This window comes from Streptomyces sp. NPDC006997 (assembly GCF_040635175.1).
Taxonomy (GTDB): Bacteria; Actinomycetota; Actinomycetes; order Streptomycetales; family Streptomycetaceae; genus Streptomyces.
The window spans coordinates 171,578-197,869 of sequence record NZ_JBEYHH010000006.1 but is presented as its reverse complement, the minus strand read 5'-3'; the positions used below and the strand labels follow the sequence as shown (position 1 = coordinate 197,869).

At 71.2% G+C, this 26,292-nt stretch carries 24 protein-coding genes and 1 riboswitch; of the genes, 15 read left to right on the top strand and 9 right to left on the bottom strand.

Annotated elements, in window-relative coordinates; all coding sequences use genetic code 11:
* Window positions 1-2 precede the first annotated feature (2 nt).
* Together aroA and ABZ659_RS08380 are read right to left on the bottom strand one after the other, a co-directional pair.
* Complete coding sequence (aroA, locus tag ABZ659_RS08385; RefSeq protein ID WP_360214869.1) at window positions 3-1,343, bottom strand: 3-phosphoshikimate 1-carboxyvinyltransferase; 1,341 nt, start codon at window positions 1,341-1,343, stop codon at window positions 3-5.
* 135 nt (window positions 1,344-1,478) lie between these two features.
* Window positions 1,479-2,192, bottom strand: a complete 714-nt coding sequence (locus tag ABZ659_RS08380) for a M50 family metallopeptidase (protein WP_360214866.1) — start codon at window positions 2,190-2,192, stop codon at window positions 1,479-1,481.
* A gap of 50 nt (window positions 2,193-2,242) precedes the next feature.
* On the opposite strand from ABZ659_RS08380, the gene ABZ659_RS08375 reads away from it, so the two are divergent.
* The 11 genes from ABZ659_RS08375 to ABZ659_RS08325 all read left to right on the top strand — a co-directional run bounded on the left by ABZ659_RS08375 (window position 2,243) and on the right by ABZ659_RS08325 (window position 13,092).
* Window positions 2,243-3,058 carry an SOS response-associated peptidase gene (locus tag ABZ659_RS08375; RefSeq protein WP_360215090.1) on the top strand — a complete coding sequence of 272 codons (816 nt, stop codon included), beginning with the start codon at window positions 2,243-2,245 and terminating at the stop codon, window positions 3,056-3,058.
* 1 nt (window position 3,059) lies between these two features.
* Entirely contained in the window at window positions 3,060-3,719 is a 660-nt protein-coding gene (locus ABZ659_RS08370) for an alpha/beta family hydrolase (protein ID WP_360214863.1), read from the top strand.
* A 289-nt stretch (window positions 3,720-4,008) separates the two neighbouring features.
* Entirely contained in the window at window positions 4,009-4,695 is a 687-nt protein-coding gene (gene sigR / locus ABZ659_RS08365; protein ID WP_210926231.1) for an RNA polymerase sigma factor SigR, read from the top strand.
* A complete protein-coding gene (rsrA, locus tag ABZ659_RS08360) occupies window positions 4,692-5,003 on the top strand; it encodes a mycothiol system anti-sigma-R factor (RefSeq protein WP_360214860.1) in 312 nt (103 codons plus the stop codon). Before sigR ends, rsrA begins: the two co-directional genes overlap by 4 nt.
* Window positions 5,004-5,124: 121 nt before the next feature.
* The gene (locus ABZ659_RS08355; protein ID WP_360214857.1) at window positions 5,125-6,459 is read left to right on the top strand and encodes an HD-GYP domain-containing protein; all 1,335 of its coding nucleotides are present in this window, start codon (window positions 5,125-5,127) and stop codon (window positions 6,457-6,459) included.
* Window positions 6,456-7,694: an HDOD domain-containing protein gene (locus ABZ659_RS08350; protein ID WP_360214854.1), complete on the top strand. Its 1,239-nt coding sequence runs from the start codon at window positions 6,456-6,458 to the stop codon at window positions 7,692-7,694. Before ABZ659_RS08355 ends, ABZ659_RS08350 begins: the two co-directional genes overlap by 4 nt.
* 102 nt (window positions 7,695-7,796) lie before the next feature.
* Entirely contained in the window at window positions 7,797-8,777 is a 981-nt protein-coding gene (locus ABZ659_RS08345; RefSeq protein WP_360214851.1) for a hypothetical protein, read from the top strand.
* Window positions 8,778-8,849: 72 nt separating this feature from the next.
* Window positions 8,850-9,500 carry a peptide deformylase gene (gene def / locus ABZ659_RS08340; RefSeq protein WP_360214848.1) on the top strand — a complete coding sequence of 217 codons (651 nt, stop codon included), beginning with the start codon at window positions 8,850-8,852 and terminating at the stop codon, window positions 9,498-9,500.
* 275 nt (window positions 9,501-9,775) lie between these two features.
* On the top strand, window positions 9,776-10,861 hold the full coding sequence (gene cyc1, locus ABZ659_RS08335) for an epi-isozizaene synthase (protein ID WP_360214845.1): 1,086 nt from the start codon (window positions 9,776-9,778) through the stop codon (window positions 10,859-10,861).
* Window positions 10,858-12,237, top strand: coding sequence for a cytochrome P450 (locus ABZ659_RS08330; protein ID WP_360214842.1), 1,380 nt, complete (start codon window positions 10,858-10,860; stop codon window positions 12,235-12,237). Before cyc1 ends, ABZ659_RS08330 begins: the two co-directional genes overlap by 4 nt.
* 63 nt (window positions 12,238-12,300) lie before the next feature.
* Window positions 12,301-13,092 (top strand): hypothetical protein, encoded by a 792-nt coding sequence (locus ABZ659_RS08325; RefSeq protein WP_360214839.1) that lies wholly within the window; start codon window positions 12,301-12,303, stop codon window positions 13,090-13,092.
* A 13-nt stretch (window positions 13,093-13,105) separates the two neighbouring features.
* On the opposite strand, the gene ABZ659_RS08320 is transcribed toward ABZ659_RS08325, so the two are convergent.
* The 6 genes from ABZ659_RS08320 to ABZ659_RS08295 form a co-directional block, all read right to left on the bottom strand.
* Window positions 13,106-14,119, bottom strand: coding sequence for a ribonucleotide-diphosphate reductase subunit beta (locus tag ABZ659_RS08320; RefSeq protein ID WP_360214836.1), 1,014 nt, complete (start codon window positions 14,117-14,119; stop codon window positions 13,106-13,108).
* Window positions 14,119-16,482 carry a ribonucleoside-diphosphate reductase subunit alpha gene (locus tag ABZ659_RS08315; protein ID WP_360214833.1) on the bottom strand — a complete coding sequence of 788 codons (2,364 nt, stop codon included), beginning with the start codon at window positions 16,480-16,482 and terminating at the stop codon, window positions 14,119-14,121. The genes ABZ659_RS08320 and ABZ659_RS08315 overlap by 1 nt, the downstream gene beginning before the upstream one ends.
* 144 nt (window positions 16,483-16,626) lie before the next feature.
* Window positions 16,627-16,704, bottom strand: a riboswitch (cobalamin riboswitch).
* Between the two features lie 77 nt (window positions 16,705-16,781).
* Window positions 16,782-17,288, bottom strand: a complete 507-nt coding sequence (locus ABZ659_RS08310; protein ID WP_360214830.1) for a GNAT family N-acetyltransferase — start codon at window positions 17,286-17,288, stop codon at window positions 16,782-16,784.
* Window positions 17,289-17,365: 77 nt separating this feature from the next.
* Entirely contained in the window at window positions 17,366-18,979 is a 1,614-nt protein-coding gene (mctP, locus tag ABZ659_RS08305) for a monocarboxylate uptake permease MctP (protein WP_360214827.1), read from the bottom strand.
* The gene (locus tag ABZ659_RS08300) at window positions 18,976-19,239 is read right to left on the bottom strand and encodes a DUF3311 domain-containing protein (protein ID WP_360214824.1); all 264 of its coding nucleotides are present in this window, start codon (window positions 19,237-19,239) and stop codon (window positions 18,976-18,978) included. The genes mctP and ABZ659_RS08300 overlap by 4 nt, the downstream gene beginning before the upstream one ends.
* Before the next feature lie 245 nt (window positions 19,240-19,484).
* Window positions 19,485-20,249 carry a GntR family transcriptional regulator gene (locus ABZ659_RS08295; RefSeq protein ID WP_360214821.1) on the bottom strand — a complete coding sequence of 255 codons (765 nt, stop codon included), beginning with the start codon at window positions 20,247-20,249 and terminating at the stop codon, window positions 19,485-19,487.
* A 412-nt stretch (window positions 20,250-20,661) separates the two neighbouring features.
* Here ABZ659_RS08295 and ABZ659_RS08290 point away from each other — a divergent pair, with 412 nt between their 5' ends.
* From ABZ659_RS08290 to ABZ659_RS08275, 4 genes are all read left to right on the top strand, one after another.
* Complete coding sequence (locus tag ABZ659_RS08290) at window positions 20,662-21,945, top strand: extracellular solute-binding protein (RefSeq protein WP_360214818.1); 1,284 nt, start codon at window positions 20,662-20,664, stop codon at window positions 21,943-21,945.
* A gap of 96 nt (window positions 21,946-22,041) precedes the next feature.
* Complete coding sequence (locus ABZ659_RS08285; RefSeq protein WP_360214815.1) at window positions 22,042-23,034, top strand: sugar ABC transporter permease; 993 nt, start codon at window positions 22,042-22,044, stop codon at window positions 23,032-23,034.
* The gene (locus ABZ659_RS08280; protein ID WP_360214812.1) at window positions 23,031-23,861 is read left to right on the top strand and encodes a carbohydrate ABC transporter permease; all 831 of its coding nucleotides are present in this window, start codon (window positions 23,031-23,033) and stop codon (window positions 23,859-23,861) included. Before ABZ659_RS08285 ends, ABZ659_RS08280 begins: the two co-directional genes overlap by 4 nt.
* A gap of 9 nt (window positions 23,862-23,870) precedes the next feature.
* Window positions 23,871-25,367, top strand: a complete 1,497-nt coding sequence (locus ABZ659_RS08275; RefSeq protein WP_360214809.1) for a glycoside hydrolase family 3 protein — start codon at window positions 23,871-23,873, stop codon at window positions 25,365-25,367.
* A 60-nt stretch (window positions 25,368-25,427) separates the two neighbouring features.
* Here ABZ659_RS08275 and nagB read toward each other — a convergent pair whose 3' ends face one another.
* Entirely contained in the window at window positions 25,428-26,213 is a 786-nt protein-coding gene (gene nagB, locus ABZ659_RS08270) for a glucosamine-6-phosphate deaminase (protein WP_360214806.1), read from the bottom strand.
* Window positions 26,214-26,292 lie beyond the last annotated feature (79 nt).

Here is a 26,292-nt window from a genome sequence, read left to right as displayed (position 1 = left end):
TCCTACGCCGCCCCGAGCATCCCGGTCCACAGGTCGGGGAAGTCGGGCAGTGTCTTGGCGGTGGTCGCCACGTTCTCGATCCGTACGCCGTCGACCGCCAGGCCGATGATGGCGCCGGCCGTCGCCATGCGGTGGTCCTCGTAGGTGTGGAAGACGCCGCCGTGCAGCGGGCGCGGGCGGATGTGCAGACCGTCGGCGGTCTCGGTGACGTCGCCGCCGAGTTCGTTGATCTCCTTGGTGAGGGCCGCCAGCCGGTCCGTCTCGTGGAGGCGGAGGTGCGCGACGCCGCGCAGCGTGGACGGGGAGTCGGCGAGGGCGGCGACGGCCGCGATGCCGGGGGTCAGCTCGCCCACGTCACCGAGGTCCACGTCGATACCGTGAACGGCACCCGAACCGGTGAACTCCAGACCGTAGTCCGTCAGTTCACAGGAACCGCCCATTTCGGTGAAGATCTCGCGGAGCCGGTCCCCGGGCTGGGTGGTGCGCGCGGGCCAGTCGGGGATGAGGACCTTGCCGCCGGTCACCAGGGCCGCCGCGAGGAACGGCTGGGCGTTGGACAGGTCCGGCTCGATGGTCAGGTCCCGGCCGAGCAGCGCGCCCGGGGTGACCCGCCAGACGTTCGGCTCGCCGCCCGACTCCGGGGTGTCCACCTGCGCGCCGACCGAACGCAGCATGTCGACCGTCATCCGGATGTGGGGGAGCGAGGGGAGCGTCGCGCCGATGTGGCGGACCTCCACGCCCTGGTTGAAGCGTGGGCCGGACAGCAGCAGCGCCGACACGAACTGCGACGACGACGAGGCGTCGATCTCCACCGGGCCGCCGTCCAGGGCGCCGCCGCCGTACACCGTCATCGGCAGCGTGCCCCGGCCGTCGTCGTCGATCCGGGCGCCGAGCACGCGCAGCGCGTCGATGACGCCGTTCAGGGGACGCTCGTACGACCTCGGGTCGCCGTCGAAGCGGATGGGGCCGTCGGCGAGGGCGGCGACCGGGGGCAGGAAGCGCATCACGGTGCCCGCGTTGCCGACGTCGACCGTGGCGGGGCCGTGCAGATCGGTGGGGAGGACCCGCCATGCCTCACCGGTGACGCGCTCACCCGAGACGGAGGAGGCGGAGGACACCGTCTCCTCGATGCCGACGCCCAGGGCGCGCAGGGCGCCCGCCATCAGCAGGGTGTCGCGCGAACGCAGCGGGCGGCGCAGCCAGCCGGGCTCGGAGGCCAGCGCGGCCAGCACCAGGGCCCGGTTGGTGACCGACTTGGACCCGGGCACGTGGACCGTCGCGTTGACGGCTCCGCTCGCGTGCGGGGCGGGCCAGAGGGCGGTGTGGGCGGGGTGAACGGTCATGCGCCCCACTTTAGTGGGGGTTCGCCCTCCGGGGTTCGGTCGGGGAACGCGGTTGTGGACCGGTGGCGGGCGCGTTGTGGCTGGTCGGGCCCGCGCGCCGAGCGCCGTCGGGCGCGGCCTGGCGCCCGGTGGCGCTCAGACCCCCAGCAGCCACCGTCCCCCGCCCATCAGCGAGCACAGGGACACCGCGTGGAACAGGAACAGCCACAGCCCGGCGGGTGTGTGGGTGAGCCGGGACAACTGGTCCGCGTCCGAGTCGCCCGCGCCGCCGCGCCGCCGCTTGCCCTGGAGTTCGAAGGCCGGGCGCACCCCGCCGAGCAGCAGGAACCACACCACCGCGTACGCGAACGCCGCCTGCACCTGCGGCCCGGTCAGCCAGGAGACCAGCAGGAACGTGCCGCCGGTGAGGACGACGGTGAGCGCCCCGTAGGCGTTGCGGATCATCACCAGCATCGCCAGCAGCAGCGCCGTGGCCAGCCACAGCAGCAGTGTGATCTTCCCGGCGCCGAGCAGCGCGGCACCGCCGAGGCCGAGCAGCGGGGGCGCCGTGTACCCGGAGGCGGCCGTCAGGATCATGCCGAGGCCGTACGGCTTGCCCCGGCTGACGGTCAGGCCGCTGGTGTCGGAGTGCAGCCGTATGCCGGTCAGGGTGCGGCCGGTGAGCAGGGCGACCAGGCCGTGGCCGCCCTCGTGGGCGATGGTGACGGCGTTGCGCGAGACGCGCCAGACCGCGTGCGGCACGATCACCGCGAGCGCCGCGACCAGCGTGGCGATCACCACCCACAGGTCGGGCTCCGGCTGCGTGCCGGTCAGTTCGTCCCAGAGTGAGGTGGCTGTCGTGCTGTCCATGTGTCCGGAGCGCTCCCTCTGGTCGTACGGAGTCTGGCAGTGTGGCACGTATGTGTGGACGGTATGCATCGAGTCGTGGGCCCGAGGATCTCGCGGGAATCTTCGAGATCGAGAAGAGGGAGCCGGAGGAGACCCTCGCGCCCGACTACAACGTGGCCCCGACCAAGGACGTCTACGCCGTTCTCGACCGTCCCGTGAAGGACGCGGACGACCCGCGGCCGGTTCGGCAGCTGCGCAGGCTGAAGTGGGGGCTGGTGCCCTCCTGGTCCAAGACGCCCGAGGGCGCCGCGCGGATGATCAACGCGCGCGCCGAGACGGTGCACGAGAAGCCGTCGTACCGCCGCGCCTTCACCACCCGGCGCTGCATCATCCCCGCCGACGGCTACTACGAGTGGGTCACCGGCAAGCAGGAGCGGGACCTGGAGGTCGAGGGGAAGAAGAAGCGGCCCCGCAAGCAGCCGTACTTCGTGCTCCCCGCGGACGGGTCGGTGTTCGCGATGGCCGGGCTGTACGAGTTCTGGCGGGACCGGACGCTCCCCGACGACCACCCGCGGGCGTGGTGGGCGACCTGCTCGGTGATCACCACCGAGGCGGAGACCACCCCGCTCGCCGTGGCGCCCGCCGACGGGCCGCACGCCCTCGCCGAGATCCACCCCCGGATGCCGCTGATGCTCACCCCGGACCGCTGGGACGCCTGGCTGGACCCGGTCCGGACCGACCCCGACGACCTGCGGGAGCTGCTCGCCCCACCGCCCGCCGGACTGATGCGCGCCTACCCGGTCTCCACCGCCGTCAGCAACGTCCGCAACAACGGGCCGGAGCTGCTGAAGGAGCTGTCGGGGCCGGAAGAGGGCACACTCTTCTAGCGTGACGAGCGAGACGCCCAGGACCCGGACCAGCGGTACGGAGACCATCCACACCGAGGCCGGGGACGCCCGCGTCACCTGGCACCCGGCGGACGACGCCCGGCTCGTCCTCGCGGTGAGCCACGGCGCGGGCGGCGGCATCGAGGCCCGCGACCTCCGGGCCCTCGCGGCCGTGCTGCCGGAGCACGGGGTGAGCGTGGCGCTGGTGGAGCAGCCCTGGCGGGTCGCCGGGAAGAAGGTCGCGCCCGCGCCGAAGACCCTCGACACCGGCTGGCGCGGGATCTGGCCCGCGGTCGCCGCGCCGGGCCTGCCCGTGGTCTCCGGCGGACGCAGCGCGGGCGCCCGGGTCGCCTGCCGCACCGCCGCCGAGCTGGGCGCGCACGCCGTCCTCGCGCTCGGCTTCCCGTTGCACCCGCCGGGCCGGCCGGAGAAGTCCCGCGCCGCCGAACTGCTCGGCACCCGGGTCCCCACCCTCGTCGTCCAGGGCGGCAACGACCCCTTCGGGCGGCCGGGGGAGTTCCCCGAGGGCGACCACGAACTCGTCGAGGTGCCGTACGGCGACCACGGGTTCGCCGTGCCGAAGCGCGCGGAGGTCGGGCAGGAGGAGGCGGTGCGGATCATCACCGACGCGGTGCTCGGCTGGACCCGGAGGCTCGGGTAGGGCCCGGGAATGCGAAAGGCCCGGTCCCTGTTATGGCGGTCAGACGAAGTTCGTAGGAGAGGATGACCGCCGCATGGGTTCGACCATCTGCCCACCCGCCTCCCACCATCCCGTGGACGGGCTGCGCCAGGCAGCGTCTGATTCGAGCCGCAGCAGCCGCACTGAACTGGACTGGACAGTGCTGCACGTGGCGACGGCCACCCCTATTCAGGCGGCGGATGGACCGGATCGTCGTCTATCCTCCGATTCTGGTGGGACCGATCTCGGTCCCGCGCGGACACTGGAGGAGGTGGGTCCGGTTCCCGGTACCGACGCAGGGACCGACAACGGCCAGGCGGAGCAGCCCGAGGGCCTGGGCGGTACGGGCGCGGAGTCGACCGCGGAGCGCAGCGCGCGCTTCGAGCGGGACGCGCTCGAATTCCTCGACCAGATGTACTCGGCCGCGCTGCGCATGACGCGCAACCCGGCCGACGCCGAGGACCTGGTGCAGGAGACGTACGCCAAGGCGTACGCGTCCTTCCACCAGTTCCGCGAGGGCACCAACCTCAAGGCGTGGCTGTACCGGATCCTCACCAACACGTTCATCAACTCGTACCGCAAGAAGCAGCGTGAACCGCAGCGCAGCGCGGCCGAGGAGATCGAGGACTGGCAGCTCGCCCGCGCCGAGTCGCACATGTCGACCGGTCTGCGCTCCGCGGAGTCGCAGGCGCTCGACCACCTGCCCGACTCGGACGTGAAGGAGGCGTTGCAGGCGATCCCCGAGGAGTTCCGCATCGCCGTCTATCTCGCCGACGTAGAGGGCTTTGCGTACAAGGAGATCGCGGACATCATGGGGACACCCATCGGTACGGTGATGTCCCGGCTGCACCGGGGCCGTCGCCAACTGCGCGGCATGTTGGAGGACTACGCCCGCGAGCGGGGTCTGGTCCCGGCCGGCGCGGGAGAGTCGAACGAAGCGAAAGGCTCGGGCTCATGAGCTGCGGAGAGCCGCACGAGACGGACTGCGGTGAGGTCCTCGACCATCTGTACGAGTTCCTCGACAGTGAGATGCCGGACGTCGATCGCGCCAAGTTCAAGCAGCACTTCAGGGAGTGCTCGCCCTGTCTTGAGAAGTACGGTCTCGAACAGGCGGTGAAGAAGCTGGTCAAGCGGTGCTGCGGCCACGACGACGTGCCCACCGACCTGCGCGCCAAGGTCATGCAGCGCATCGACGTGATCCGCTCCGGACAGGCCGTCCCCGACCACGACGTGGCCGCGGGTCCGGCCGCCGCGCAGGAATCCTGACCACCTGCCCTATCACCCGAAGGTGCTAATCCGGGACGCAACCCGTCCCGGACTCCCCCCGCCCCCACCTAGGCTCCGAGCCTGAACCGACGGCCGGGCGGTGGGGAAGGGGCGCTGCGTCATGGAGGCGGTACCGGGGCGGGCACGCGTGTACGTCGCCTGTGTCGCCCTCGGCGCCCTGTTCTGTCTGCGCCCGCTCACCGCCCTGCACACGCCCTGGTGGGCCGTCGGCCTGCTCGCGGTGCTGTACGCGGGCGGCGAGCTGCTCACCCGGCGCGGTGTCGCCGGGACCTGCTACCCCGTCCTGCTCGCCGGAGCGTTCCTGCTGCCCCCGCCCGCCGCCGCGCTCGTGGCGGTACCGGGGGCGCTGCTGTCGTACGTCGGACAGCGGCCCGCCGGGCTGCGGCGGGTCTGGCGGGCCGCACAGCTCGCGCTCGCCGTGTGGGCCGCCGCCCGCACGCACTGGGCGCTCGGCGGCCGGGACGCGGTCGTGGCGCCCCACTTCCCCTACGCGCTGCTGCCCGCGGGGGCGGCGGTGCTGGTCTTCTGCCTGGTGCTCACCGCGCTCGACGGGGGCGTCCTCGTGCTCGCCGAACGGGTGCCGGCGCGCCGCGCCTGGCGGGGGCTGTTCGGGCGCTCGCTGGCGGCGGTCGCCGTGCACGGGCTCGCCGGGCTGATGATGGCCGTACTGTGGCGCAGTCCCTACGGGTCCGCCGCCGCGCTGCTTGTGCTGCTGCCGATGTGGGTGTCCTGGTGGGTGTTCGCCCAGTACCACCGGGAGCGGGCCGCGCACCGGGCGACCATCCGGGCGCTGGTGCGGGCCGTCGACATCAAGGACGGGTACACGCGCGGGCACAGCGAGCGGGTCGGCCAGGCGTCCATGATGATCGCCCGGGAGCTGGGCATGGCCGACGACCGCGTGGAGACGCTCCGCTTCGCCGGGATCCTGCACGACGTCGGCAAGCTGGGCGTGCCCACCCGGCTGCTGCGCAAGGACGGGCCGCTGACGCCCGAGGAACGCCGGGTGATCGAGCTGCACCCCGAGTACGGGCACGAGGTGGTGCGCGGCATCGCCTTCCTCGGCGAGGCCAGGGCGGCGGTCCTGCACCACCACGAGCGACTGGACGGCAGCGGGTACCCCTACGGGCTGGTCGGCGCCCAGATCCCCGAGTCCGCCCGCGTGGTCGCCGTCGCGGACGCCTTCGACGCGATGACGTCGACCCGCGCCTACCGGCGGGCCCGGCCGGTGCCCGTGGCGCTCCGGGAGCTGGAGCGGTGCGCGGGCGCGCAGTTCGACCCGCGGATGGTGGGGGCGCTGGTGCGGGTGGTACGGCGGTGGGGGTGGGGGCCGACGGTGACGGCGGACGAGGCGGGGGGCGCCCTGCCCGCGCCGCGGGCCACGGCGGTTCCGGCGGTCGGTGACCGCGGCCCCCGTTCCCTGCGGAGGGGCCCGTGAGCGCCCACCGGGTCATCCACGTCTGTGCCGTCGTCCTCGGCGGCGTCGCGGTCGGTCTCACCTTCTGGCACGGGCTCGCGGACCGGGGCGTGGCGCTCGCGTTCGGGGCGTTCGTCACGGTCGGGGAGGTGACCCGGTGGACCGGGGTCCCGCCACGGGAGGCGGCACCGCTGGGGGCCGCGGGGGCGCTGGCGTACGCGCTGCTCGGGGAGGCGGCGGGGGAGCCGACCCGGCACGGTGTCGCACAGGTCGTCGCCGTGGTGGTGGCCGCCTCGCTGGTCGGCGCCGTACCGCACCTCGCGCGCGGAGAGCGCGGCACGGCGGACCACCTGGCACGCCGGGTGCTCACCGTCGGCTTCGCCGCCGTCTGCTTCCAGCCGCTCTACAACCGGGGCGTGTTCGACGCGTGGATCGGCCCGGCCTACGCACCGCTGCTGCTCGCCCTGCTGGCGCTCACCGCGCTGTGCGACGCCGTGCTCGCCGCCGCGACGGCCCGCTCCCGCACCGGCTGGCCCTTCGGCCCGCTGCTCCGGGACGAGCTGCGCGGGCTGCTCGGCATCGGCTCCGCGGTGTGCGCCACGGGCGCGGTGGTGGCGCCGGCGGTCGCCGTGGTGGGCCTCTGGGCGCTGCCGGTGTTCTGTGTGCCGCTGTCCCTCGTCCAGCTCGCGTTCCGGCGGTACGCGGCCGTGCGGACCACCTACCGGCAGACCATCGCCTCCCTCGCCCGCGCCACCGAGGTCGCCGGGTACACCCCGGCCGGGCACGCGCGGCGGGTGGCGGCGCTCAGCCGCGCCGTGGGGCGGGAGCTGGGGCTGAAGGCGCCGGAGCTGGCCGTGCTGGAGCACGCCGCCCTGATGCACGACATCGGACAGCTCAGCCTCGTGGACCCGGTCCCGGCCGGGGCCACCGCCCGGCTCCCGGCCGCCGAACAGCGGCGGATCGCGCTGCTCGGCGGGGCCGTCGTACGGCAGACCGGGGTGGACCCGGCCGTCGCGGTGGTCGTGGAGCGGCAGGCCGACCCGTGCGCGGAGCAGCCGCTCGCCGCCCGGATCGTGCGGGCCGTGAACGCCTACGAGGAGCGGGTGAGGGAAGCCGGTCCCGGTGGGGCCCCGACGGCACTGGAGGAGCTGCGCCTGGGCGCCGGGGGTGACTACGCTCCGGAAGTGGTGGAGTCACTGGCCCGCGCGCTGGGCCGGGAGTCTGACCCCGTGCGAGGCTGGGTAACCCATGGGTAATGGGCGCCTCTCCAGTCGCACGTGGTTTGATGCCCAGGAGAAGGTGTACGGGGGCGCGAAAGGCACAGCCAGCCCACTGAACGGAACTGGCAGGCGGGAATCGTGAGGATCTTCGGCAAGGGACGGCACCGGCCCTCCGCCTCCTGGCGGCAGGCCACCGACCGCGCGTTCACCCTGATCGGCGACGGCCGGTACGAGGACGCGGGCGCGCTGCTGACACGGGCCGCCGATCTGGAGCCCTGGCTGTCGGAGTCCTGGTTCAACCTGGCGCTGCTGCACAAGTTCCGGCACGACTGGGAGCAGGCGCGGGCCGCCGGACTGCGCGCGGTGGCCCTGCTCGACCGGGAGACCGGCGCCCCCGACTGGTGGAACGTCGGCATCGCCGCCACCGCCCTGCAGGACTGGCCGCTGGCCCGCCGCGCCTGGCAGGCCTACGGCCTGGACGTGCCCGGCGGTGCCGCCGTCTCCGGTGAGCCCGTCGGCATGGACCTCGGCAGCGCGGCCGTACGGCTGTCGCCCGAGGGGGAGGCCGAGGTGGTGTGGGGCCGGCGGCTCGACCCGGCCCGGGTCGAGGTGCTGTCGATCCCGCTGCCGTCGTCGGGGCGGCGCTGGGGCGAGGTCGTCCTGCACGACGGGGTGCCGCACGGCGAGCGGACCACCGCCGCCGGGCACAGCTATCCCGTGTTCGACGAGATCGAGCTGTGGGCGCCGTCGCCGGTGCCGACCTGGGTGGTGCTCCTGGAGGCGGAGACCGAGGCCGACCGGGACGCGCTGGAGCAGCTCGCCGCGGACGCCGGGTTCGCCGCCGAGGACTGGTCGTCGTCGGTGCGGCTGCTGTGCCGGATGTGCTCGGAGTCGCGGATGCCCGCCGACGAGGGCGACGGTGAGCACCTCGACCCGCACGACCACAGCGAGCCGGGACACCCCGGGCCGCTGGGCCACCGCACGGACGGGCAGCTCTGGGTGCCGGAGCGGGAGTGCGGTCTCGCGGCCCCGGCCTCCCTGGTGCGCGGCCTGCTGGACGGCTGGGTCGCGGACAGTCCGGACACCCGGGACTGGCGGGATCTGGAAGAGGTCTGCTGAGCGGTCCCCGTACCCTGGACCAGCGTCACACCCCCTTGTTCTTGGTTTTGTGTAGGAAGGCATACGTCCGTCATGGCCCAGCAGGACACCGATCAGCAGCACGCGGGCGTGCTCCCCGTGGACGACGACGGGTTCGTCATCGACACCGAGGAGTGCGAGGAGCGCGAGACCGCCTGGCGTGCGCGAGGTACCTCGCGGCCCATCACGGTGGTCGGGAACCCGGTGCTCCACAAGGAGTGCCAGGACGTCACCGAGTTCGGCGCGGAGCTGGACCAGCTGGTCGCGGACATGTTCGCCAGCCAGCGCACCGCCGAGGGCGTGGGCCTCGCCGCCAACCAGATCGGCGTCGACCTGAAGGTCTTCGTCTACGACTGCCAGGACGACGCCGGTGTCCGGCACGTCGGCGTGGTCTGCAACCCCAGGCTGGTCGAACTCCCCGCCGACCAGCGCCGCCTGGACGACAGCAACGAGGGGTGCCTGTCGGTGCCGACCGCGTACGCCTCGCTGGCCCGCCCCGACTACGCCGAGGTCACCGGGCAGGACGAGAAGGGCCACCCGGTCCGGGTGCGCGGCACCGGCTACTTCGCCCGCTGCCTCCAGCACGAGACGGACCACCTGTACGGCTACCTCTACATCGACCGCCTCTCCAAGCGGGAACGCAAGGACGCGCTGCGGCAGATGGCGGAGAACGAGCCGCGCTACCCCGTGGTCGCGAACGACTGACGACGGGACACCGCACGACCGACGGCGTCCGGCCGGGGTGAGCCCCCGCCGGGCGCCGTTCGGGTGTCCGCCGCACGGCCGATCGCCATGGCCGGTCCGGTGATCCATAACCAGTCACACGGGGGGAGATTCTCGGCATGTTGGGGTAGTGAATGGAGCAAATCCATTCCCAGACCGGTCAGTTGTGGTGCTGAATAGGGGCGCGGGATACGCAACGGCGCACGCCCGGCACAGCGGCAGGGGCGTGCGTCATCGGCGGCTGAAAGGGGCTCGTCTTGCACGCTTTCCCACCCAGCACCACATCGACCGCAACAGCGGTCGCGGTCCCACCGTCGCTCTCTCTGCCGGTGATCGAGGCGGCCTTTCCACGGCAACTGCACCCGTATTGGCCCCGGCTTCAGGAGACAACCCGCGCATGGTTGCTGGAAAAGCGACTCATGCCCGCGGACAAGGTGGCGGAATATGCCGATGGACTGTGCTACACCGATCTCATGGCGGGGTACTACATCGGCGCCCCCGACAAGGTCATGCAGGCGATAGCGGACTACAGCGCGTGGTTCTTCGTCTGGGACGACCGGCACGACCGTGACATCGTCCACCGCCGTCCGGCAGCATGGCGGCGCCTGAAGGAGCTGCTGCACACGGCGCTCGACTCCCCCCAGCACCACCAGTGCCACGAGGACCCCTTGGTCGCGGGGTTCGCGGACAGCGTGCTGCGTCTTTACTCGTTCCTGCCGCGGACCTGGAACGCACGGTTCGCGCGGCATTTCCACGCGGTGATAGAGGCGTACGACCGGGAATTCCGGAACCGCACCGAGGGAACCGTCCCCACGGTCGAGGAGTATCTGGCGCTCCGTCGGCTCACCTTCGCCCACCGGATCTGGACCGACCTGCTGGAGCCCAGCGCGGGATGTGAACTCCCGGATTGGGTGCGCGGACATCCGGCATTCCGGCGGGCGGCACTGCTCAGTCAGGAATTCGCCGCCTGGTACAACGACCTCTGTTCGCTGCCCAAGGAGATCGCGGGCGACGAGGTGCACAATCTGGGAATCAGTCTCATCACCCATGAAGGGCTGAGCCTGGAAGAGGCAATCACCGAGGTGCGGAGACGGGTCGAGAATTGCATAACGGAATTCCTGATCGCCGAGAAGGACGCCGTACGCTTCGCCGACGACCTCGCCGACGGCACGCGGCAGGGAAAGGAACTGAGCGTTGCCGTGCGGTCCTGCCTCGCGAACATGCGGAACTGGTTCAGTTCCGTCTACTGGTTCCACCACGAGTCCGGCCGCTACATGGTCGACAGCTGGGACGACCGGTCCACACCCCCGTACGTCAACAACGAAGCGGCAGGTGAGAAATGACCGTCGAGTCAGTGCGCCCCGGGGCGGACACCCCCACTCCGGCCCGGGAACTGCGTGAACCACCCCTCGCGGGCGGCGGACTGCCGCTCCTCGGCCACGGCTGGCGGCTGATCCGCGACCCGCTGGCCTTCATGGCCCGGCTGCGCGACCACGGCGACGTGGTCCGGCTGCGGCTCGGCCCCAAGACGGTGTACGCCGTCACCACCCCCGCGCTCACCGGCGCGCTGGCACTCGACCCCGACTACGAGATCGACGGGCCGCTGTGGGAGTCCCTGGAGGGCCTGCTCGGCAAGGAGGGCGTCGCCACCGCCAACGGCCCACGGCACCGGCGCCAGCGGCGCACCGTCCAGCCCGCGTTCCGGCTGGACGCCATCCCCGCCTACGGGCCGGTCATGGAGGAGGAGGCGCACGCCCTCGTCGAGCGGTGGCGGACCGGCGGGACCGTCGACTGCACGTCGGAGTCGTTCCGGATCGCCGTGCGCATCGCGGCCCGCTGCCTGCTGCGCGGCCGGTTCATGGACGAGCGGGCGGAGCGGCTGTGCGTCGCGCTCGCCACCGTCTTCCGGGGCATGTACCGGCGGATGGTCGTACCGCTCGGGCCGCTGTACCGGCTGCCGCTCCCCGCCAACCGCGAATTCAACCGCGCGTTGGCCGATTTGCATCTCCTCGTCGACGAGATCGTGGCCGAGCGCCGCGCCTCCGCACAAAGGCCGGACGATTTGCTGACGGCTTTGCTCGCGGCGCGGGACGAGAATGGCGAGCCCATCGGGGAGCAGGAGATCCACGACCAGGTCGTGGCGATACTCACCCCGGGAAGCGAAACCGTGGCTTCCACGATCATGTGGCTGCTCCAGGTTCTCGCGGAACACCCGGAACACGCCGACAAGGTCCGGGACGAGGTGGAATCCGTGACGGGTGGCCGCCCCGTGGCATTCGACGACGTCCGCCAGCTCGGCTATACCAACAATGTCGTCACGGAGGCGATGCGGCTGCGTCCCGCCGTCTGGATTCTGACCCGGCGGGCGGTCGCCGACACCGAACTCGGTGGCTATCGCATTCCGGCCGGAGCCGACCTCGTCTACAGTCCGTACGCGATCCAGCGCGATGCGCGTTCATACGCCAACCACCTGGAGTTCGACCCCGACCGCTGGCTTCCGGAACGCGTCAAGGACGTACCCAAGTACGCCATGAGCCCCTTCAGCGTCGGCAACCGCAAGTGCCCCAGCGACCACTTCTCCATGGCCCAGCTGACGCTGATCACCGCCGCGGTGGCCACCGCCTTCCGCCTGGAGCAGGTCCCCGGTTCCGACGACACCACCCGCGTCGGCATCACCCTGCGCCCGCACCGGCTGCTGCTGCGGCCCCTGCCTCGTTGAACGACCTCCCTCCGACGCCACCGGAGCGTGTGGGTAACCTCTCCCGGACACCAGGGGAGGAACATGAGACACACCACGCGCTCCGCGCGGCGCACGGCCTGGGCCACGGCGGGCGGGGCCACCGCGCTCGTCCTGCTGACGGCCACGGGCGCCCACGCCGAAGGGGTGGGGGACGTCCGGGTCACCGGCACGGTCGTCAACGGCGGCAAGAACGTCAAGGTCGGGACCAAGGCGGTGGTGACGTTCCCGATCGCCATGACCATCAAGGACGACTCGGGGGCCAAGGGCGTCTCCCGCCTCAGCGCCTTCAACGCGTCCAACGGCTACGGCTTCTTCGACTGGACCGGCACCACCTGTGTGAAGAAGACCTCCACCACCTCCGTGTGCACGGGGACGATGAAGGTCGACCCGGCGTGGATACCGAACAGCGACGACATCAACTCCAACAAGATCGCCGGGACCTGGCAGGCCGCCGCCACCGTCAAGGCGAACGACGGTGACTACTGGATCCACGACCGAATCGCCCTGTTCAAGGTCAAGCGGGCCTCTGCGATCACGATCAACGCCGGACCCGAGCCGGCCGCCAAGGGCGGCACGCTCACCGTCGTCGGCAAGCTGTCCCGGGCCAGCTGGGAGAGCCTGAGGTACTACGGCTTCGGCGGCTCGGTGCTGCTCCAGCACCGGCCCAGCGGCGCCTCCGACTACCGCACGGTCAAGACCGTGACGACCGACGGGTCGGGCCTGCTGCGCACCAAGGTGACCGTCTCCTCGGCGGGCACCTGGCGCTGGTACTTCCCCGGCACGACGACGACCGCGCGCGCCGCGTCGGCCGGGGACTTCGTGGCGCTGAAGTAGGGCCCGCGGGACCTCAGAAGTCCTCGTCCAGGTCGACCGTGCCCTCCACGGCGACCTGGTACGCGGACGGGCGGCGCTCGAAGAAGTTGGTCAGTTCCTGGACGCCCTGCAGCTCCATGAAGGAGAACGGGTTCTCCGAGCCGTACACCGGGGCGAAGCCCAGCCGGGTCAGGCGCTGGTCGGCGACGCACTCCAGGTACTGCCGCATCGAGTCGGTGTTCATCCCCGGCAGACCCTCCCCGCACAGGTCGCGCCCGAACTGCAGCTCCGCCTCGACGGCCTCCTCCAGCATGTCGGTCACCTGCCGCTGGAGCGCGTCGTCGAACAGCTCCGGCTCCTCCTTGCGGACGGTGTCCACGACGTCGAACGCGAAGGACATGTGCATGGTCTCGTCGCGGAACACCCAGTTGGTGCCGGTCGCCAGGCCGTGCAGCAGGCCCCGGCTGCGGAACCAGTAGACGTACGCGAAGGCGCCGTAGAAGAACAGGCCCTCGATGCACGCGGCGAAGCAGATCAGGTTCAGCAGGAAGCGGCGGCGGTCGGCCCGGGTCTCCAGGCGGTCGAGCCGCTCCACCGAGTCCATCCACCGGAAGCAGAACTCCGCCTTCTCCCGGATGGAGGGGATGTTCTCCACCGCCGCGAAGGCCGCCGTGCGGTCCTCCGGGTCGGGCAGGTAGGTGTCGAGGAGCGTCAGGTAGAACTGGACGTGCACCGCCTCCTCGAAGAGCTGCCTGCTCAGGTACAGGCGCGCCTCGGGGGAGTTGATGTGCTTGTACAGCGTCAGCACCAGGTTGTTCGCCACGATGGAGTCGCCGGTCGCGAAGAAGGCGACGAGGCGGCCGATGAGGTGCTGCTCGCCGGGGCTGAGCCTGGCGAGGTCGGCGACGTCGGAGTGGAGGTCGACCTCCTCCACGGTCCAGGTGTTCTTGATGGCGTCCCGGTAGCGCTCGTAGAAGTCCGGGTAGCGCATGGGGCGCAGGGTCAGCTCGAAGCCGGGGTCGAGGAGGTTCTGGGGGCGGGTGGACATTACTGACAGGCCTCGCAGGACTCGGGGTTCTCCAGGGAGCAGGCGACCGCCTCGGGGGCCGGGACCGTGGCCCGGGCGGCGCGGGCGATGCGGGTCGCCGGGCGGGAGCGCAGGTAGTACGTCGTCTTCAGGCCCGACTTCCAGGCGTACGCGTACATCGAGGAGAGCTTGCCGATGGTCGGCGTCTCCATGAACAGGTTGAGGGACTGGGCCTGGTCGATGAACGGGGTCCGGGCCGCCGCCATGTCGATCAGGGCGCGCTGCGGGATCTCCCACGCCGTGCGGTACAGCCGCCGTACGTCCTCCGGGATCCAGGAGAAGCCCTGTACCGAGCCACCCGCCTCGCGCAGCGCCTCCCGGGTGCGGGCGTCCCAGACGCCGAGCCGCTTCAGGTCCCGTACCAGGTAGGAGTTGACCTGGAGGAACTCACCGGAGAGGGTCTCGCGCTTGAACAGGTTGGACACCTGCGGCTCGACGCACTCGTAGACGCCCGCGATCGAGGCGATCGTCGCGGTCGGCGCGACGGCGAGGAGCAGCGCGTTGCGCATCCCGACCGCCGCGATCCGCTCGCGCAGCGCCGCCCAGCGCTCCGGCCAGGTCAGCTCGGTGTCGTAGTGGTCGGGGTGCAGCACGCCCCGCGCGGTACGGGTCCTCGCCCACGCCGGGAACGGGCTGTTGCGCTGGGCGAGGTCGGCGGACGCCTCGTACGCGGCGAGCATGATCCGCTCGGCGATCCGGCTGGACAGGGCCTTCGCCTCGGCGGAGTCGAAGGGCAGCCGCAACTGGAAGAAGACGTCCTGGAGGCCCATCACGCCCAGGCCCACCGGCCGCCAGCGGGCGTTGGAGCGGCCCGCCTGCTCGGTCGGGTAGTAGTTGATGTCGACCACGCGGTCCAGGAAGGTGACCGCGGTGCGCACGGTGGCGTCCAGGCGCTCCCAGTCGATGTCCCCGCCGCCCCCGCCGCCCCCGCCGTCCCCGCCCTCGACGAACGCGCCGAGGTTGACCGAGCCCAGGTTGCACACGGCCGTCTCACCGTCGTCCGTGACCTCCAGGATCTCCGTGCACAGGTTGGAGGAGTGGATGACGTGGCCCGGCTCGGCGGTCTGGTTGGCGGTGCGGTTGGCGGCGTCCTTGAAGGTCATCCAGCCGTTGCCGGTCTGCGCGAGGGTGCGCATCATCCGGCCGTACAGCTCACGGGCCGGGACGGTCTTCCGCGCCAGCCCCGCCGCCTCGGCCGCGCGGTAGGCGGCGTCGAACTCCGCGCCCCACAGGTCGACCAGCGCGGGCACGTCGGACGGGGAGAACAGCGACCACACCCCGTCCTCGGCGACCCGGCGCATGAACTCGTCCGGCACCCAGTGCGCGAGGTTGAGGTTGTGGGTGCGGCGGGCGTCCTCACCGGTGTTGTCGCGCAGCTCCAGGAACTCCTCCACGTCGGAGTGCCAGGTCTCCAGGTAGACCGCCGCCGCGCCCTTGCGCCGACCGCCCTGGTTCACCGCCGCCACCGAGGCGTCCAGCGTCTTCAGGAACGGCACGATGCCGTTGGAGTGCCCGTTGGTCCCCCGGATCAGCGAACCGCGCGAGCGGACACGGCTGTACGACAGTCCGATGCCGCCCGCGTGCTTGGAGAGCCGGGCGACCTGGTGGTAGCGCTCGTAGAGGGAGTCCAGCTCGTCCCTGGGGGAGTCCAGGAGGTAGCAGGACGACATCTGCGGGTGGCGGGTGCCGGAGTTGAAGAGGGTGGGGGAGGACGGCAGGTAGTCGAGGCGGCTCATCAGCGCGTACAGCGCGGCGACCTCGTCCGCCGAGCGGCGGCTGTCGTCCTCCGCGAGACCGGCGGCGACGCGCAGCAGGAAGTGCTGGGGCGTCTCGATGACCTGGCGGGTCGTCGGGTGCCGGAGCAGGTAGCGGGAGTGCAGGGTGCGCAGCCCGAAGTAGCCGAAGCGGTCGTCGGCGTCCGGGTCGACGAGCGCGTCCAGGCGCTCCGCGTGGATACGGACGAAGTCCGCGGTGCGGTCGGCGATCAGACCCTCGCGGTGGCCGGTCGCGACGGACCCGGTGAACGACGTGACGCCCTGCGAGGCCGCCTCGGCGCGGATCGCGAGGGTCAGCAGCCGGGCCGCGAGCCGGGAGTACGCGGGGTCCTCCGAGATCAGCCCGGCGGCGGCCTCGGCCGCCAGCTCGCGCAGCTCCCTGTCGTCGGCCCGCGCGGACCGGCCGCGCAGCGCGGCGGCGGCGACCCGGCCGGGGTCGGCGTCGGGCAGGTCGGCGGTCAGTTCGGTCAGGGTCCGCAGCAGCGCTGCGCCCGGACCGCCGGTGTCCACGGGGGTCGCTGAAGCGGGATCCGCTGGCGCGATGGTCACGTGGGGCTCTCCCTCGCTTGGCACGGGGCCTGGCGGAGGGCAGGCGGCAGCTCACGAGCGCGCGCGGCGTCGCGTCCACCGGCCCATTCCACGAGGCCCGGACGTCATGGCACCCGGACCGGTCGGCCGGGCGCGCTGTCGGCAGGCGTTCGGACTGGACAGGCGTGCGGGAACACGCGAGTACACCGTTGCGGGACAGCTCCGGATTCGCACCGGATTCCCCTGCGGCGACAGCGAGCATGAGCATACATCTTGTGCCGGGACGGCGTGCCACCCCCAGATGTTGTGTCGAGCCGGTTTCAGAGCGTCAGTTCGTAGACGAGCAGCATGATGTCGTCCAGCTCCGGGAGCGGGTTCCAGTCACGCTCCGGGACGCGGGTGAAGCCCAGCCGTTCGTAGATGCGGTGGGCGGTGCGCATGGTGCGCTGGGTGGACAGGACGACGCCCGTGCAGCCGGCGGTGGCGCGGGCGCGGTCGACGCAGGCCCGCACCAGGGCCTCGCCCGCACCCCGGCCGCGGGCCTCGCTGGCGACGGCCAGCATCCTCATCTCGGCTTCGCCGGGGCGGGCGATGTCGGACATGGGGCCGGGGGTGGGGACGAAGGTGACGCCGCCGAGGACTCGACCGTCCGCCACGGCGACCAGTACCTCCGCGGAGGCGGCGCGCTTGGTGACGTTCCTCAGCTCGTGCAGGTAGGCGTCGTTCTCGCCGAAGTCGAGGAGGTTGTCGTGGAGGTAGGCGTTCGCCGTGATGTCGCCGAGGGTGGTGTGTTCGGTGGGGGTGACGGGGCGGATCCGGATGTCCATGGCGCGAGTGTGTACGACAGCGGGCCGCCGTAGTACTTCTTTACGGCGGCCCGCTGCGGGGTGGGGGTGGCTGGTCCCTAGCCGCGTGCGGTGTCCGCCGTGGCAGGGGGCAGCTCGACCTTCACTCCCGGGTCGCCCGCGTCCGCCGAGTAGTCCTCCGGGCTCGTCTCGTCCACGCCCTCCGGGGCCTTGAGGGCCCTGAGGACGAAGGTCAGGACGATGGTGACGGCCAGGTTGAGGACGAACGCCGTGAGGCCGATGTAGCCGATCTCGCCGATGCCCGGGATCTCCTTCGACGAGCCGCCGAAGTGCGCCTGGGTCGGCGAGGAGACGCCGTACGCGGCGATCGTGCCGTACGCCATGCCGACCGCCCAGCCCGCGAGCAGGGCCCAGCGGTGGAACCAGCGGGTGAACAGACCGCCGACCAGGGCCGGGAAGGTCTGCAGGATCCAGATGCCGCCGAGCAGCTGGAAGTTGATGGCGACGGTCTTGTCCATGCCGAGGACGAAGATCAGCGCGCCCACCTTCACCAGCAGGGACACCAGCTTGGACACCTTGGTCTCCTGGGCCGGGGTGGCGTCCGGCTTCAGGAAGTCCTTGTAGATGTTGCGGGTGAAGAGGTTGGCCGCCGCGATGGACATGATGGCCGCCGGGACCAGCGCGCCGATGCCGATCGCCGCGAAGGCCACGCCCGTGAACCAGTCGGGGAACATGTTCTCGAAGAGCTGCGGGATCGCCAGCTGCCCGTTGTCCACCTGGACGCCCGCCGCGATGGCCATGAAGCCCAGCAGGGCGAGCAGCCCCAGCAACAGCGAGTACAGCGGCAGGATGGTGGAGTTGCGGCGGATCACCTCACGGCTGCGGCTGGACAGCACGGCGGTCACGCTGTGCGGGTACATGAACAGCGCGAGCGCCGAGCCCAGCGCCAGCGTGGCGTACGTCCACTGGGAGGCGGCGGTCGGCGAGAGTCCGCCCGCGCCCGACGCCTCGTACTTCTGGCTGGCCGCGGCGAAGATGTCGTCGAAGCCGCCCAGCTTGATCGGGATGTAGATGATCGCGACCGCGATGACGAGGTAGATCAGCGTGTCCTTGACGAACGCGATCAGCGCGGGCGCGCGCAGCCCGGAGGAGTAGGTGTACGCGGCCAGCACACCGAAGGCGATCAGCAGCGGCAGGTCCTTGACGAACCAGTGGGTGTCCTCGCCGCCGCCGACGCCCATGACGTCCAGGACGGCCTGGATGCCGACGAGCTGGAGCGCGATGTAGGGCATGGTGGCGAGGATGCCGGTGACGGCGACCGCCAGCGACAGGCCCTTGGAGCCGAACCGGCCGCGGACGAAGTCCGAGGTGGTGACGTAGCCGTGCTTGTGGGAGACCGACCACAGCCGGGGCAGGAACACGAACATCATCGGGTAGATGAGGATCGTGTAGGGCACCGCGAAGAACCCGGCCGCGCCCGCCGCGTAGATCGCCGCCGGGACCGCCACGAAGGTGTACGCCGTGTAGAGGTCGCCGCCGAGCAGGAACCAGGTGATCCAGGTGCCGAAGGACCGGCCGCCCAGACCCCACTCGTCGAGGCTGTGCTCGTTGGCCGCCCGGCGCCAGCGGGAGGCGAGGAAGCCCATCGCGGTGACGGCGACGAAGAACAGGATGAAGACGGTGAGTGCGACACCGTTCACGCCGTCGTTCATTCCCCGGCACCCCCCTGCCTGCGGGCGCGCTGGTCGCGCTGCCAGAGCTGGTACGCCAGCGAGGTCAGCCCGGCCGAGACCACGACCCAGGCCATCTGGTACCAGTAGAAGAACGGGATGCCGATCAGGGTCGGGTCGGTCTTGGCGTAGGAGCCGACCCACAGCATCGATACGAAGGGTGCTATCAGGCAGACGGCGATGACGACGCGCGTGGGCGTCACCACCGCCGCTCTGCCGGCTTCAGGTGGTGCTTGTGACATCTGGCGACTCCGTCCCCTCACTGATCACCGGTGTAGCGCGCAGGCAATCTAGGTCAGGGCATGGCGCAAACGGAACCCCTCGTCCGGACAACGGTCGGCACTTCAGCGATTAGGGGGCGGCTCAGCAGCAGCGGAAGCCCTGCCGTGGGTCCGCTTCCTGTCGGTCCGTCCGGGTCCGCTCGAACGCGGTTGACGCCGGGAACGTGGAGCAGGAACAGCGGGTGCGCCACACCGTGGGCGGGCCCTTACTCCTGGGGACGCTTCAGCCTCGCCACGAACTTGTAGCGGTCCCCGCGGTACACCGAGCGGACCCACTCCACCGGCTGGCCGTCGCGGTCCCGGGAGTGCCGGGAGAGCATCAGCATCGGCAGGCCCACGTCGGTGCCGAGCAGCCCGGCCTCGCGCGGGGTGGCCAGCGAGGTCTCGATGGTCTCCTCGGCCTCGGCCAGATGGACGTCGTACACCTCGGCGAGGGCCGTGTAGAGGGAGGTGTACCTGGCCAGGGAGCGGCGCAGCGCGGGGAAGCGCTTGGCGGACAGGTGGGTGGTCTCGATCGCCATCGGCTCGGCGTTGGCCATGCGCAGGCGCTCGATGCGCAGCACCCGGCCGCCGGTGGTGATGTCGAGCAGGGCGGCGAGGGTGTCGTCGGCGGTGATGTAGCCGATGTCCAGCAGCTGGGACGTCGGTTCCAGCCCCTGGGCGCGCATGTCCTCGGTGTAGGAGGTGAGCTGGAGCGCCTGGGAGACCTTGGGCTTGGCGACGAAGGTGCCCTTGCCCTGGATGCGCTCCAGGCGGCCCTCGACGACGAGTTCCTGGAGGGCCTGGCGGACGGTGGTGCGGGAGGTGTCGAACTCGGCGGCGAGCGTGCGCTCGGGCGGCACCGGGGTGCCCGGTGCCTGGGTCTCCGTCATGTCCAGCAGGTGCTTCTTCAGGCGGTAGTACTTGGGCACGCGTGCGGTACGGACGCCTGCCCCGCCCTCGTTCTCCGCACTGCTGACGTCGGTGCTCATGCTCCGCCTTCCCGGCTCCGGGTCCGACACGGCCGACGTCGTGTCGGCCGCGGCTCACATCGTGACACGGCTGTCCGTACGGGGTTCCCGTACGGTCCGTGATCCCTCTGTATACCCCCGTGCCCATCGTTGGTCTAGTCCAGCCTTCTCGACTGGCTCTCCAGTGGTCTACCCGAAGCAGGCCCCGTCTGGCGGTGTTTTCGCGGCCTTCTTTAGTAATGGTTCCTGCATATGTAGGTCCCATAACGGCTGGTAGAGCCCTTGTTCCGGGCCCTTGACAGGCCATTTGGTCTGGGCCAAGCTCCGGGTACTGGTCTACACCATTGGTCCAGGTCCCAGGCCCCACGGACAGTACGCGTTGACGGTCACCGCGGGGACGAGGGGGGTTTGTGGCATCCCTGAGGAGGGTGGCGTGAAGCGCAAGCTGATATCCGCGATCGGTGTCGCGGCAATGATGGTCTCCATCGCGGCATGTGGGGGCGACGACGGCGACGAGGGCAACGGCGGCAAGGCCGGGGCGGACGGCTACGCGGGTCAGACCCTCACCGTGTGGGTGATGGACGGCTCCTCGCCCGACGACTGGCAGGCCGAACTGGCCACCGCCTTCGAGAAGAAGACCAAGGCGAAGGTCAAGTTCGAGGTCCAGCAGTGGAACGGCATCCAGCAGAAGCTGACCACCGCCCTGTCCGAGGAGAACCCGCCGGACGTCTTCGAGATCGGCAACACCCAGACCCCGGCCTACGCCAAGACCGGCGGCCTGGCCGACCTCGCCGACCTGAAGACCGAGATCGGCGGTGACTGGACCGAGGCGCTCAACGAGTCCTCGATCTACGAGGGCAAGCAGTACGCGGCGCCCTGGTACTTCGCCAACCGCGTGGTCATCTACAACAAGGAGATCTGGGCCGACGCCGGGATCAAGGACACCCCGAAGACCCGCGACGAGTTCTACGCCGACCTGAAGACGATCGGCGAGAAGACCGACGCCGAGCCGATCTACCTGCCCGGCCAGAACTGGTACCACTTCGTCGGCCTGGTCATCGGCGAGGGCGGCGAACTGGTCAAGAAGGACGGCGACAAGTACGTCTCCAACCTGGACGACCCGAAGGTCGCCGCGGCCATGGAGACGTACAAGAAGTTCCAGGCCCTGTCCAAGGCGCCCAAGGACAAGGACGAGGCCACCCCGCAGCAGGGCCAGGTCTTCGGCAAGGGCAACGTCGGCGCGTTCATCGGCATGGGCTGGGAAGCCGGCATCGCGATCGAGGCCGACAAGAAGATCGAGGAGCAGATCGGCTACTTCACCATCCCCGGTGCCACGGCCGACAAGCCCGAGGGCGTCTTCCTCGGCGGCTCCAACCTCGCCGTCGCCGCGGGCAGCAAGAAGCAGGACCTCGCCAAGGAGTTCCTGAAGATCGCCCTGTCCGACGAGTTCGAGGGCAAGCTCGCCAAGGCCAACGGCGTTATCCCGAACAAGGAGTCGCTGCAGGGCAACGTCGCGGGCAACGCCGCCGCCGAGGCCGCCGCCCCGGCCGCCGCGGGCGGTGGCACCACGCCGCTGATCCCCGAGTGGGCCGCGGTGGAGAACGCCCCCAACCCGGTCAAGACCTACATGACCGCCGTGCTGAACGGGAAGTCCCCGGCCAAGGCCGCCAAGCAGGTCGAGGACGAGTTCAACAAGCGCCTGTCGCAGCAGCAGTAGCGGCACGGGGGCGGGGGCCCGGTTCCGACCCGGGCCCCCGCCCCGCGTTCCGTCACGTCGAGTAGGTCGAATGGGTCGAGTAGAGAGAACGCGAGCATGACCGTGCAGACCGAACGGCCGCCCTCCGGCCCGGCTGACGTCCGCAAGGGGACGGACGGCGGGGGATCCGGCGGCAGGACGCCGCGAGCCGCGGCGCGCGTCGGCGCGCTGGGACCGTACCTGTTGCTGCTGCCCGCCTGCGTGGCCACCGTGCTGCTGCTGGGCTGGCCGCTGCTGAAGGACGTCCTGCTGTCGTTCCAGAACCTCAACATGGCGCAGCTGATCCAGCACGTCACCGAGTGGAACGGCATCGACAACTACAAGGAGGTCCTCACCGGCGAGGACTTCTGGCGCGTCACCCTGCGCTCGGTCCTGTTCACCGCGGTCAACGTCGCGCTGACCATGGGCTGCGGCTCCCTGGTCGGCCTGCTCCTGGCCCGCCTCGGCCAGCGGATGCGGCTGCTGCTGATGATCGGCCTGGTGCTGGCCTGGGCGATGCCCGTGATCGCGGCGACCACCGTCTACCAGTGGCTGTTCGCCGAGCGCTTCGGCGTCGTCAACTGGGTGCTGGACAGGCTCGGCTGGCACTCCATGGCCGACTACAGCTGGACCAGCAGCCAGATGTCGACGTTCTTCGTGGTCACCGTACTGATCGTGTGGATGTCCATCCCGTTCGTCGCCATCAACCTCTACGCGGCGACCACCACCATCCCCAGCGAGCTGTACGAGGCCGCCGCCCTCGACGGCGCGGGCGGCTGGAAGAGCTTCACCACGGTCACCCTGCCCTTCCTGCGGCCCTTCCTCTACGCCACCACGTTCCTCGAAGTCATCTGGATCTTCAAGGCGTTCGTGCAGGTCTACGTCATCAACGCGGGCGGCCCCGACCGCCTCACCGAGATCCTGCCCGTCTACGCGTACATCGAGGGCGTCGGCAACCAGCACTACGGCATGGGCGCGGCCATCGCCGTCCTGACCATCCTGATCCTGCTCGGGATCACCGCCTACTACCTGCGCCTCGTGCTCAAGCAGGACGAGGAGGGACAGCTGTGAAGCGCACGCTCTTCGGCCGCCTCTGGCCCAACGTCACGGCCGTGATCCTCTTCATCGGCTGCGTCTTCCCCGTGTACTGGATGTTCTCCACGGCCTTCAAGCCGACCGGCGACATCATCTCCGAGGACCCCGTCTGGTTCCCGACGGACATCACCTTCGAGCACTTCAGGACCGCGACCGGCGTCGACCACTTCTGGACGTACGTCACCAACTCGCTGATCGTCACCGTCCTCGCGGTGGTCTTCTCCCTCGTCATCGCGCTCGCCGGGTCGTTCGCGCTGGCCCGGATGCGGTTCAGGGGGCGGCGCGGCTTCATCGTCGGGTTCATGCTGGCCCAGATGGCGCCCTGGGAGGTCATGGTCATCGCGATCTACATGATCGTGCGGGACGCCTCCCTGCTCAACAGCCTCGTCCCGCTCACCGTGTTCTACATGATGATGATCCTGCCCTTCACCATCCTGACGCTGCGCGGCTTCGTCGCCGCCGTGCCGAAGGAGCTGGAGGAGGCGGCGATGGTCGACGGCTGCACCCGCGTCGGCGCGTTCCGCAGGGTGATCCTGCCGCTGCTCGCCCCCGGCCTGATGTCCACCTCGATGTTCGGGTTCATCACCGCCTGGAACGAGTTCCCGCTGGTCCTGGTCCTCAACAAGGACGCCGAGTCGCAGACCCTGCCGCTGTGGGTGTCCAGCTTCCGCACCGCCTTCGGCGACGACTGGGGCGCCACCATGGCCGCCTCCTCCCTCTTCGCCATCCCGATCCTGATCCTCTTCGTCTACCTCCAGCGCCGGGCCGTCAGTGGCCTGACCGCGGGCGCCGTGAAGGGATAACGCCACCCGATGACCACATTCGCGAGCGGCACGGACACCCTCACACGTGACGCCCTGACCGTTCTCCAGCCCGGCTTCACCGGCACCACCGCCCCCGACTGGCTGCTGCGCCGCCTCGGCGAGGGCCTCGCCTCGGTGGGCCTGTTCGGCCGCAACATCGCCTCCCCCGCCCAGCTGGCCGCGCTCACCGCCCAGCTGCGCGCCGAGCGCGACGACGTCCTGGTCGCCATCGACGAGGAGGGCGGCGACGTCACCCGCCTGGAGGTGCGCACCGGCTCCTCCTACCCCGGCAACCACGCCCTCGGCGCGGTCGACGACACCGAGCTGACGCACGCCGTGGCGTACGCGCTCGGCCACCGCCTCGCCGCCTGCGGGGTCAACTTCAACTGGGCCCCGTCCGCCGACGTCAACTCCAACCCGGACAACCCGGTCATCGGCGTCCGCTCCTTCGGCGCCGCCCCCGACCTGGTCGCCCGGCACACCGCCGCCTACGTCACCGGCCTCCAGGCGGCCGGGGTCGCCGCCTGCACCAAGCACTTCCCCGGGCACGGTGACACCGCCGTCGACTCCCACCACGCGATGCCCCGCATCGACGTCGGCCCGGCGGTCCTCACCGACCGTGAGCTGACCCCGTTCCGGGCCGCCATCGCCGCCGGGACGAAGGCCGTGATGAGCGCCCACATCCTGGTCCCCGCCCTGGACCCGGACCGCCCGGCGACCCTCTCGCCGCGCATCCTCACCGAGCTGCTGCGCGGCGAACTCGGCTACGACGGCCTGATCGTCACCGACGGCATGGAGATGCAGGCCATCGCGGGCACCTACGGCATCGAACGCGGCAGCGTCCTCGCCATCGCCGCCGGCGCCGACGCCATCTGCGTGGGCGGCGGCCTCGCCGACGACGACACGGTACGACGGCTGCGGGACGCCCTCGTGGCGGCCGTGCGCGCCGGGGAGCTGGCCGAGGAGCGGCTCGCGGACGCGGCGGAACGGGTGCGCAAGCTCGCCCAGTGGACGGCGGGGGTGTCCCGGCCCGCCGCCGACGCCTCCGTCTCCCGCGACGAGGTGGGCCTGCGTGCCGCCCGCCGCGCCCTGCGGGTGACCGGCGACCCCGCCCCGCTGACGGCGGCGCCGTACGTCGCCGCGCTCACGCCGGTCGCCAACATCGCCGTGGGCGACGAGACGCCCTGGGGCGTCGCGGCCGAGCTGGCGGAGCTGGTGCCCGGCACCGAGTCGGGCACCTTCACCGGCAGCGTGGCGGGCGGTGCGGTCCTCGCGGCGGCCGGGGAGCGCCGTATCGTCGCCGTCGTCCGCGACGAGCACCGGCACCCCTGGATGGCGGCGGCCGTCGGCACCCTGCTCGCGGCCCGCCCTGACACCGTTGTCGTCGAGATGGGCGTACCCCAGGCGCCGCCCCGCGGCACCCCGCACATCGCCACCTACGGCGCGGCGCGGGTGTGCGGGCGCGCGGCGGCCGAGGTCCTCGCGGGGGTCGTCACGGGGGGATGATCCACGGAGACGGCGAACGCCGGGCCCCCTCGACGGGGGCCCGGCGTTCGCCGTACGGGATCAGATGCCCTGCCACTCCGGCTTGGCGGCGTAGGTCTGCCGGAAGTAGTCGGCGAGCTTCAGCTTCGACGCGGCGGCCTCGTCGACGACGACCGTGGCGTGCGGGTGCAGCTGGAGCGCGGAGGCCGGGCAGACGGCGGCCACCGGGCCCTCGACGGTCGCGGCGACCGCGTCCGCCTTGCCCTCGCCCGTGGCCAGCAGCACCAGGTGCCGGGCCTCCAGGATCGTCCCGATGCCCTGCGTGACCACGTGGTGCGGGACCTGGTCGACGTCCCCGTCGAAGAAGCGCGCGTTGTCCACGCGGGTCTGCTCGGTGAGCGTCTTGATCCGGGTGCGCGAGGCCAGCGACGAACACGGCTCGTTGAAGCCGATGTGCCCGTCCGTGCCGATCCCCAGCAGTTGCAGGTCCACCCCGCCCGCCTCGGCCAGCGCCCTGTCGTACGCCGCGCAGGCCGCCGGTACGTCGGTGGCCTCGCCGTCGGGACCGAGGAACGCGTCCATCCCGATGCCGAGCGGCTCCAGCACCTCGCGGCGCAGCACCGAACGGTAGGACTCGGGGTGGGCCGCGGGCAGCCCCACGTACTCGTCGAGCTGGGCGATACGGGCGCGGGAGACGTCCACGGCACCGGAGCGCACCTTGGCCGCCAGCGCCTCGTACACGGGCAGCGGCGTGGACCCGGTGGCCACTCCGAGGACGGCGCCGGGCTTGCGCCCGAGCAGCTGCGCCATGGCCTCGGCTATCAGCTCGCCGCCCGCCTTGGCGTCCGGAACGATGACAACTTCCACGCTGGGCCTGCCGTTCTGAAGAGGGGGTCAGGGGACACTCTCGATGGGGGCCGGTCCGCATGTGGTTTAGACCAATCCC

Excerpts from the sequence above, each read along its gene's own strand:
- ABZ659_RS08380 (WP_360214866.1), bottom strand. The coding sequence starts at position 2,192 with ATGGACAGCACGACAGCCACCTCACTCTGGGACGAACTGACCGGCACG.
- ABZ659_RS08310 (WP_360214830.1), bottom strand. The coding sequence starts at position 17,288 with ATGGACATCCGGATCCGCCCCGTCACCCCCACCGAACACACCACCCTC.
- ABZ659_RS08330 (WP_360214842.1), top strand. The coding sequence starts at position 10,858 with ATGACCGTCGAGTCAGTGCGCCCCGGGGCGGACACCCCCACTCCGGCC.
- ABZ659_RS08285 (WP_360214815.1), top strand. The coding sequence starts at position 22,042 with ATGACCGTGCAGACCGAACGGCCGCCCTCCGGCCCGGCTGACGTCCGC.
- ABZ659_RS08320 (WP_360214836.1), bottom strand. The coding sequence starts at position 14,119 with ATGTCCACCCGCCCCCAGAACCTCCTCGACCCCGGCTTCGAGCTGACC.
- ABZ659_RS08300 (WP_360214824.1), bottom strand. The coding sequence starts at position 19,239 with ATGTCACAAGCACCACCTGAAGCCGGCAGAGCGGCGGTGGTGACGCCC.
- ABZ659_RS08375 (WP_360215090.1), top strand. The coding sequence starts at position 2,243 with ATGTGTGGACGGTATGCATCGAGTCGTGGGCCCGAGGATCTCGCGGGA.
- aroA (WP_360214869.1), bottom strand. The coding sequence starts at position 1,343 with ATGACCGTTCACCCCGCCCACACCGCCCTCTGGCCCGCCCCGCACGCG.
- mctP (WP_360214827.1), bottom strand. The coding sequence starts at position 18,979 with ATGAACGACGGCGTGAACGGTGTCGCACTCACCGTCTTCATCCTGTTC.
- ABZ659_RS08295 (WP_360214821.1), bottom strand. The coding sequence starts at position 20,249 with ATGAGCACCGACGTCAGCAGTGCGGAGAACGAGGGCGGGGCAGGCGTC.
- ABZ659_RS08275 (WP_360214809.1), top strand. The coding sequence starts at position 23,871 with ATGACCACATTCGCGAGCGGCACGGACACCCTCACACGTGACGCCCTG.
- def (WP_360214848.1), top strand. The coding sequence starts at position 8,850 with ATGGCCCAGCAGGACACCGATCAGCAGCACGCGGGCGTGCTCCCCGTG.
- ABZ659_RS08325 (WP_360214839.1), top strand. The coding sequence starts at position 12,301 with ATGAGACACACCACGCGCTCCGCGCGGCGCACGGCCTGGGCCACGGCG.
- rsrA (WP_360214860.1), top strand. The coding sequence starts at position 4,692 with ATGAGCTGCGGAGAGCCGCACGAGACGGACTGCGGTGAGGTCCTCGAC.
- ABZ659_RS08355 (WP_360214857.1), top strand. The coding sequence starts at position 5,125 with ATGGAGGCGGTACCGGGGCGGGCACGCGTGTACGTCGCCTGTGTCGCC.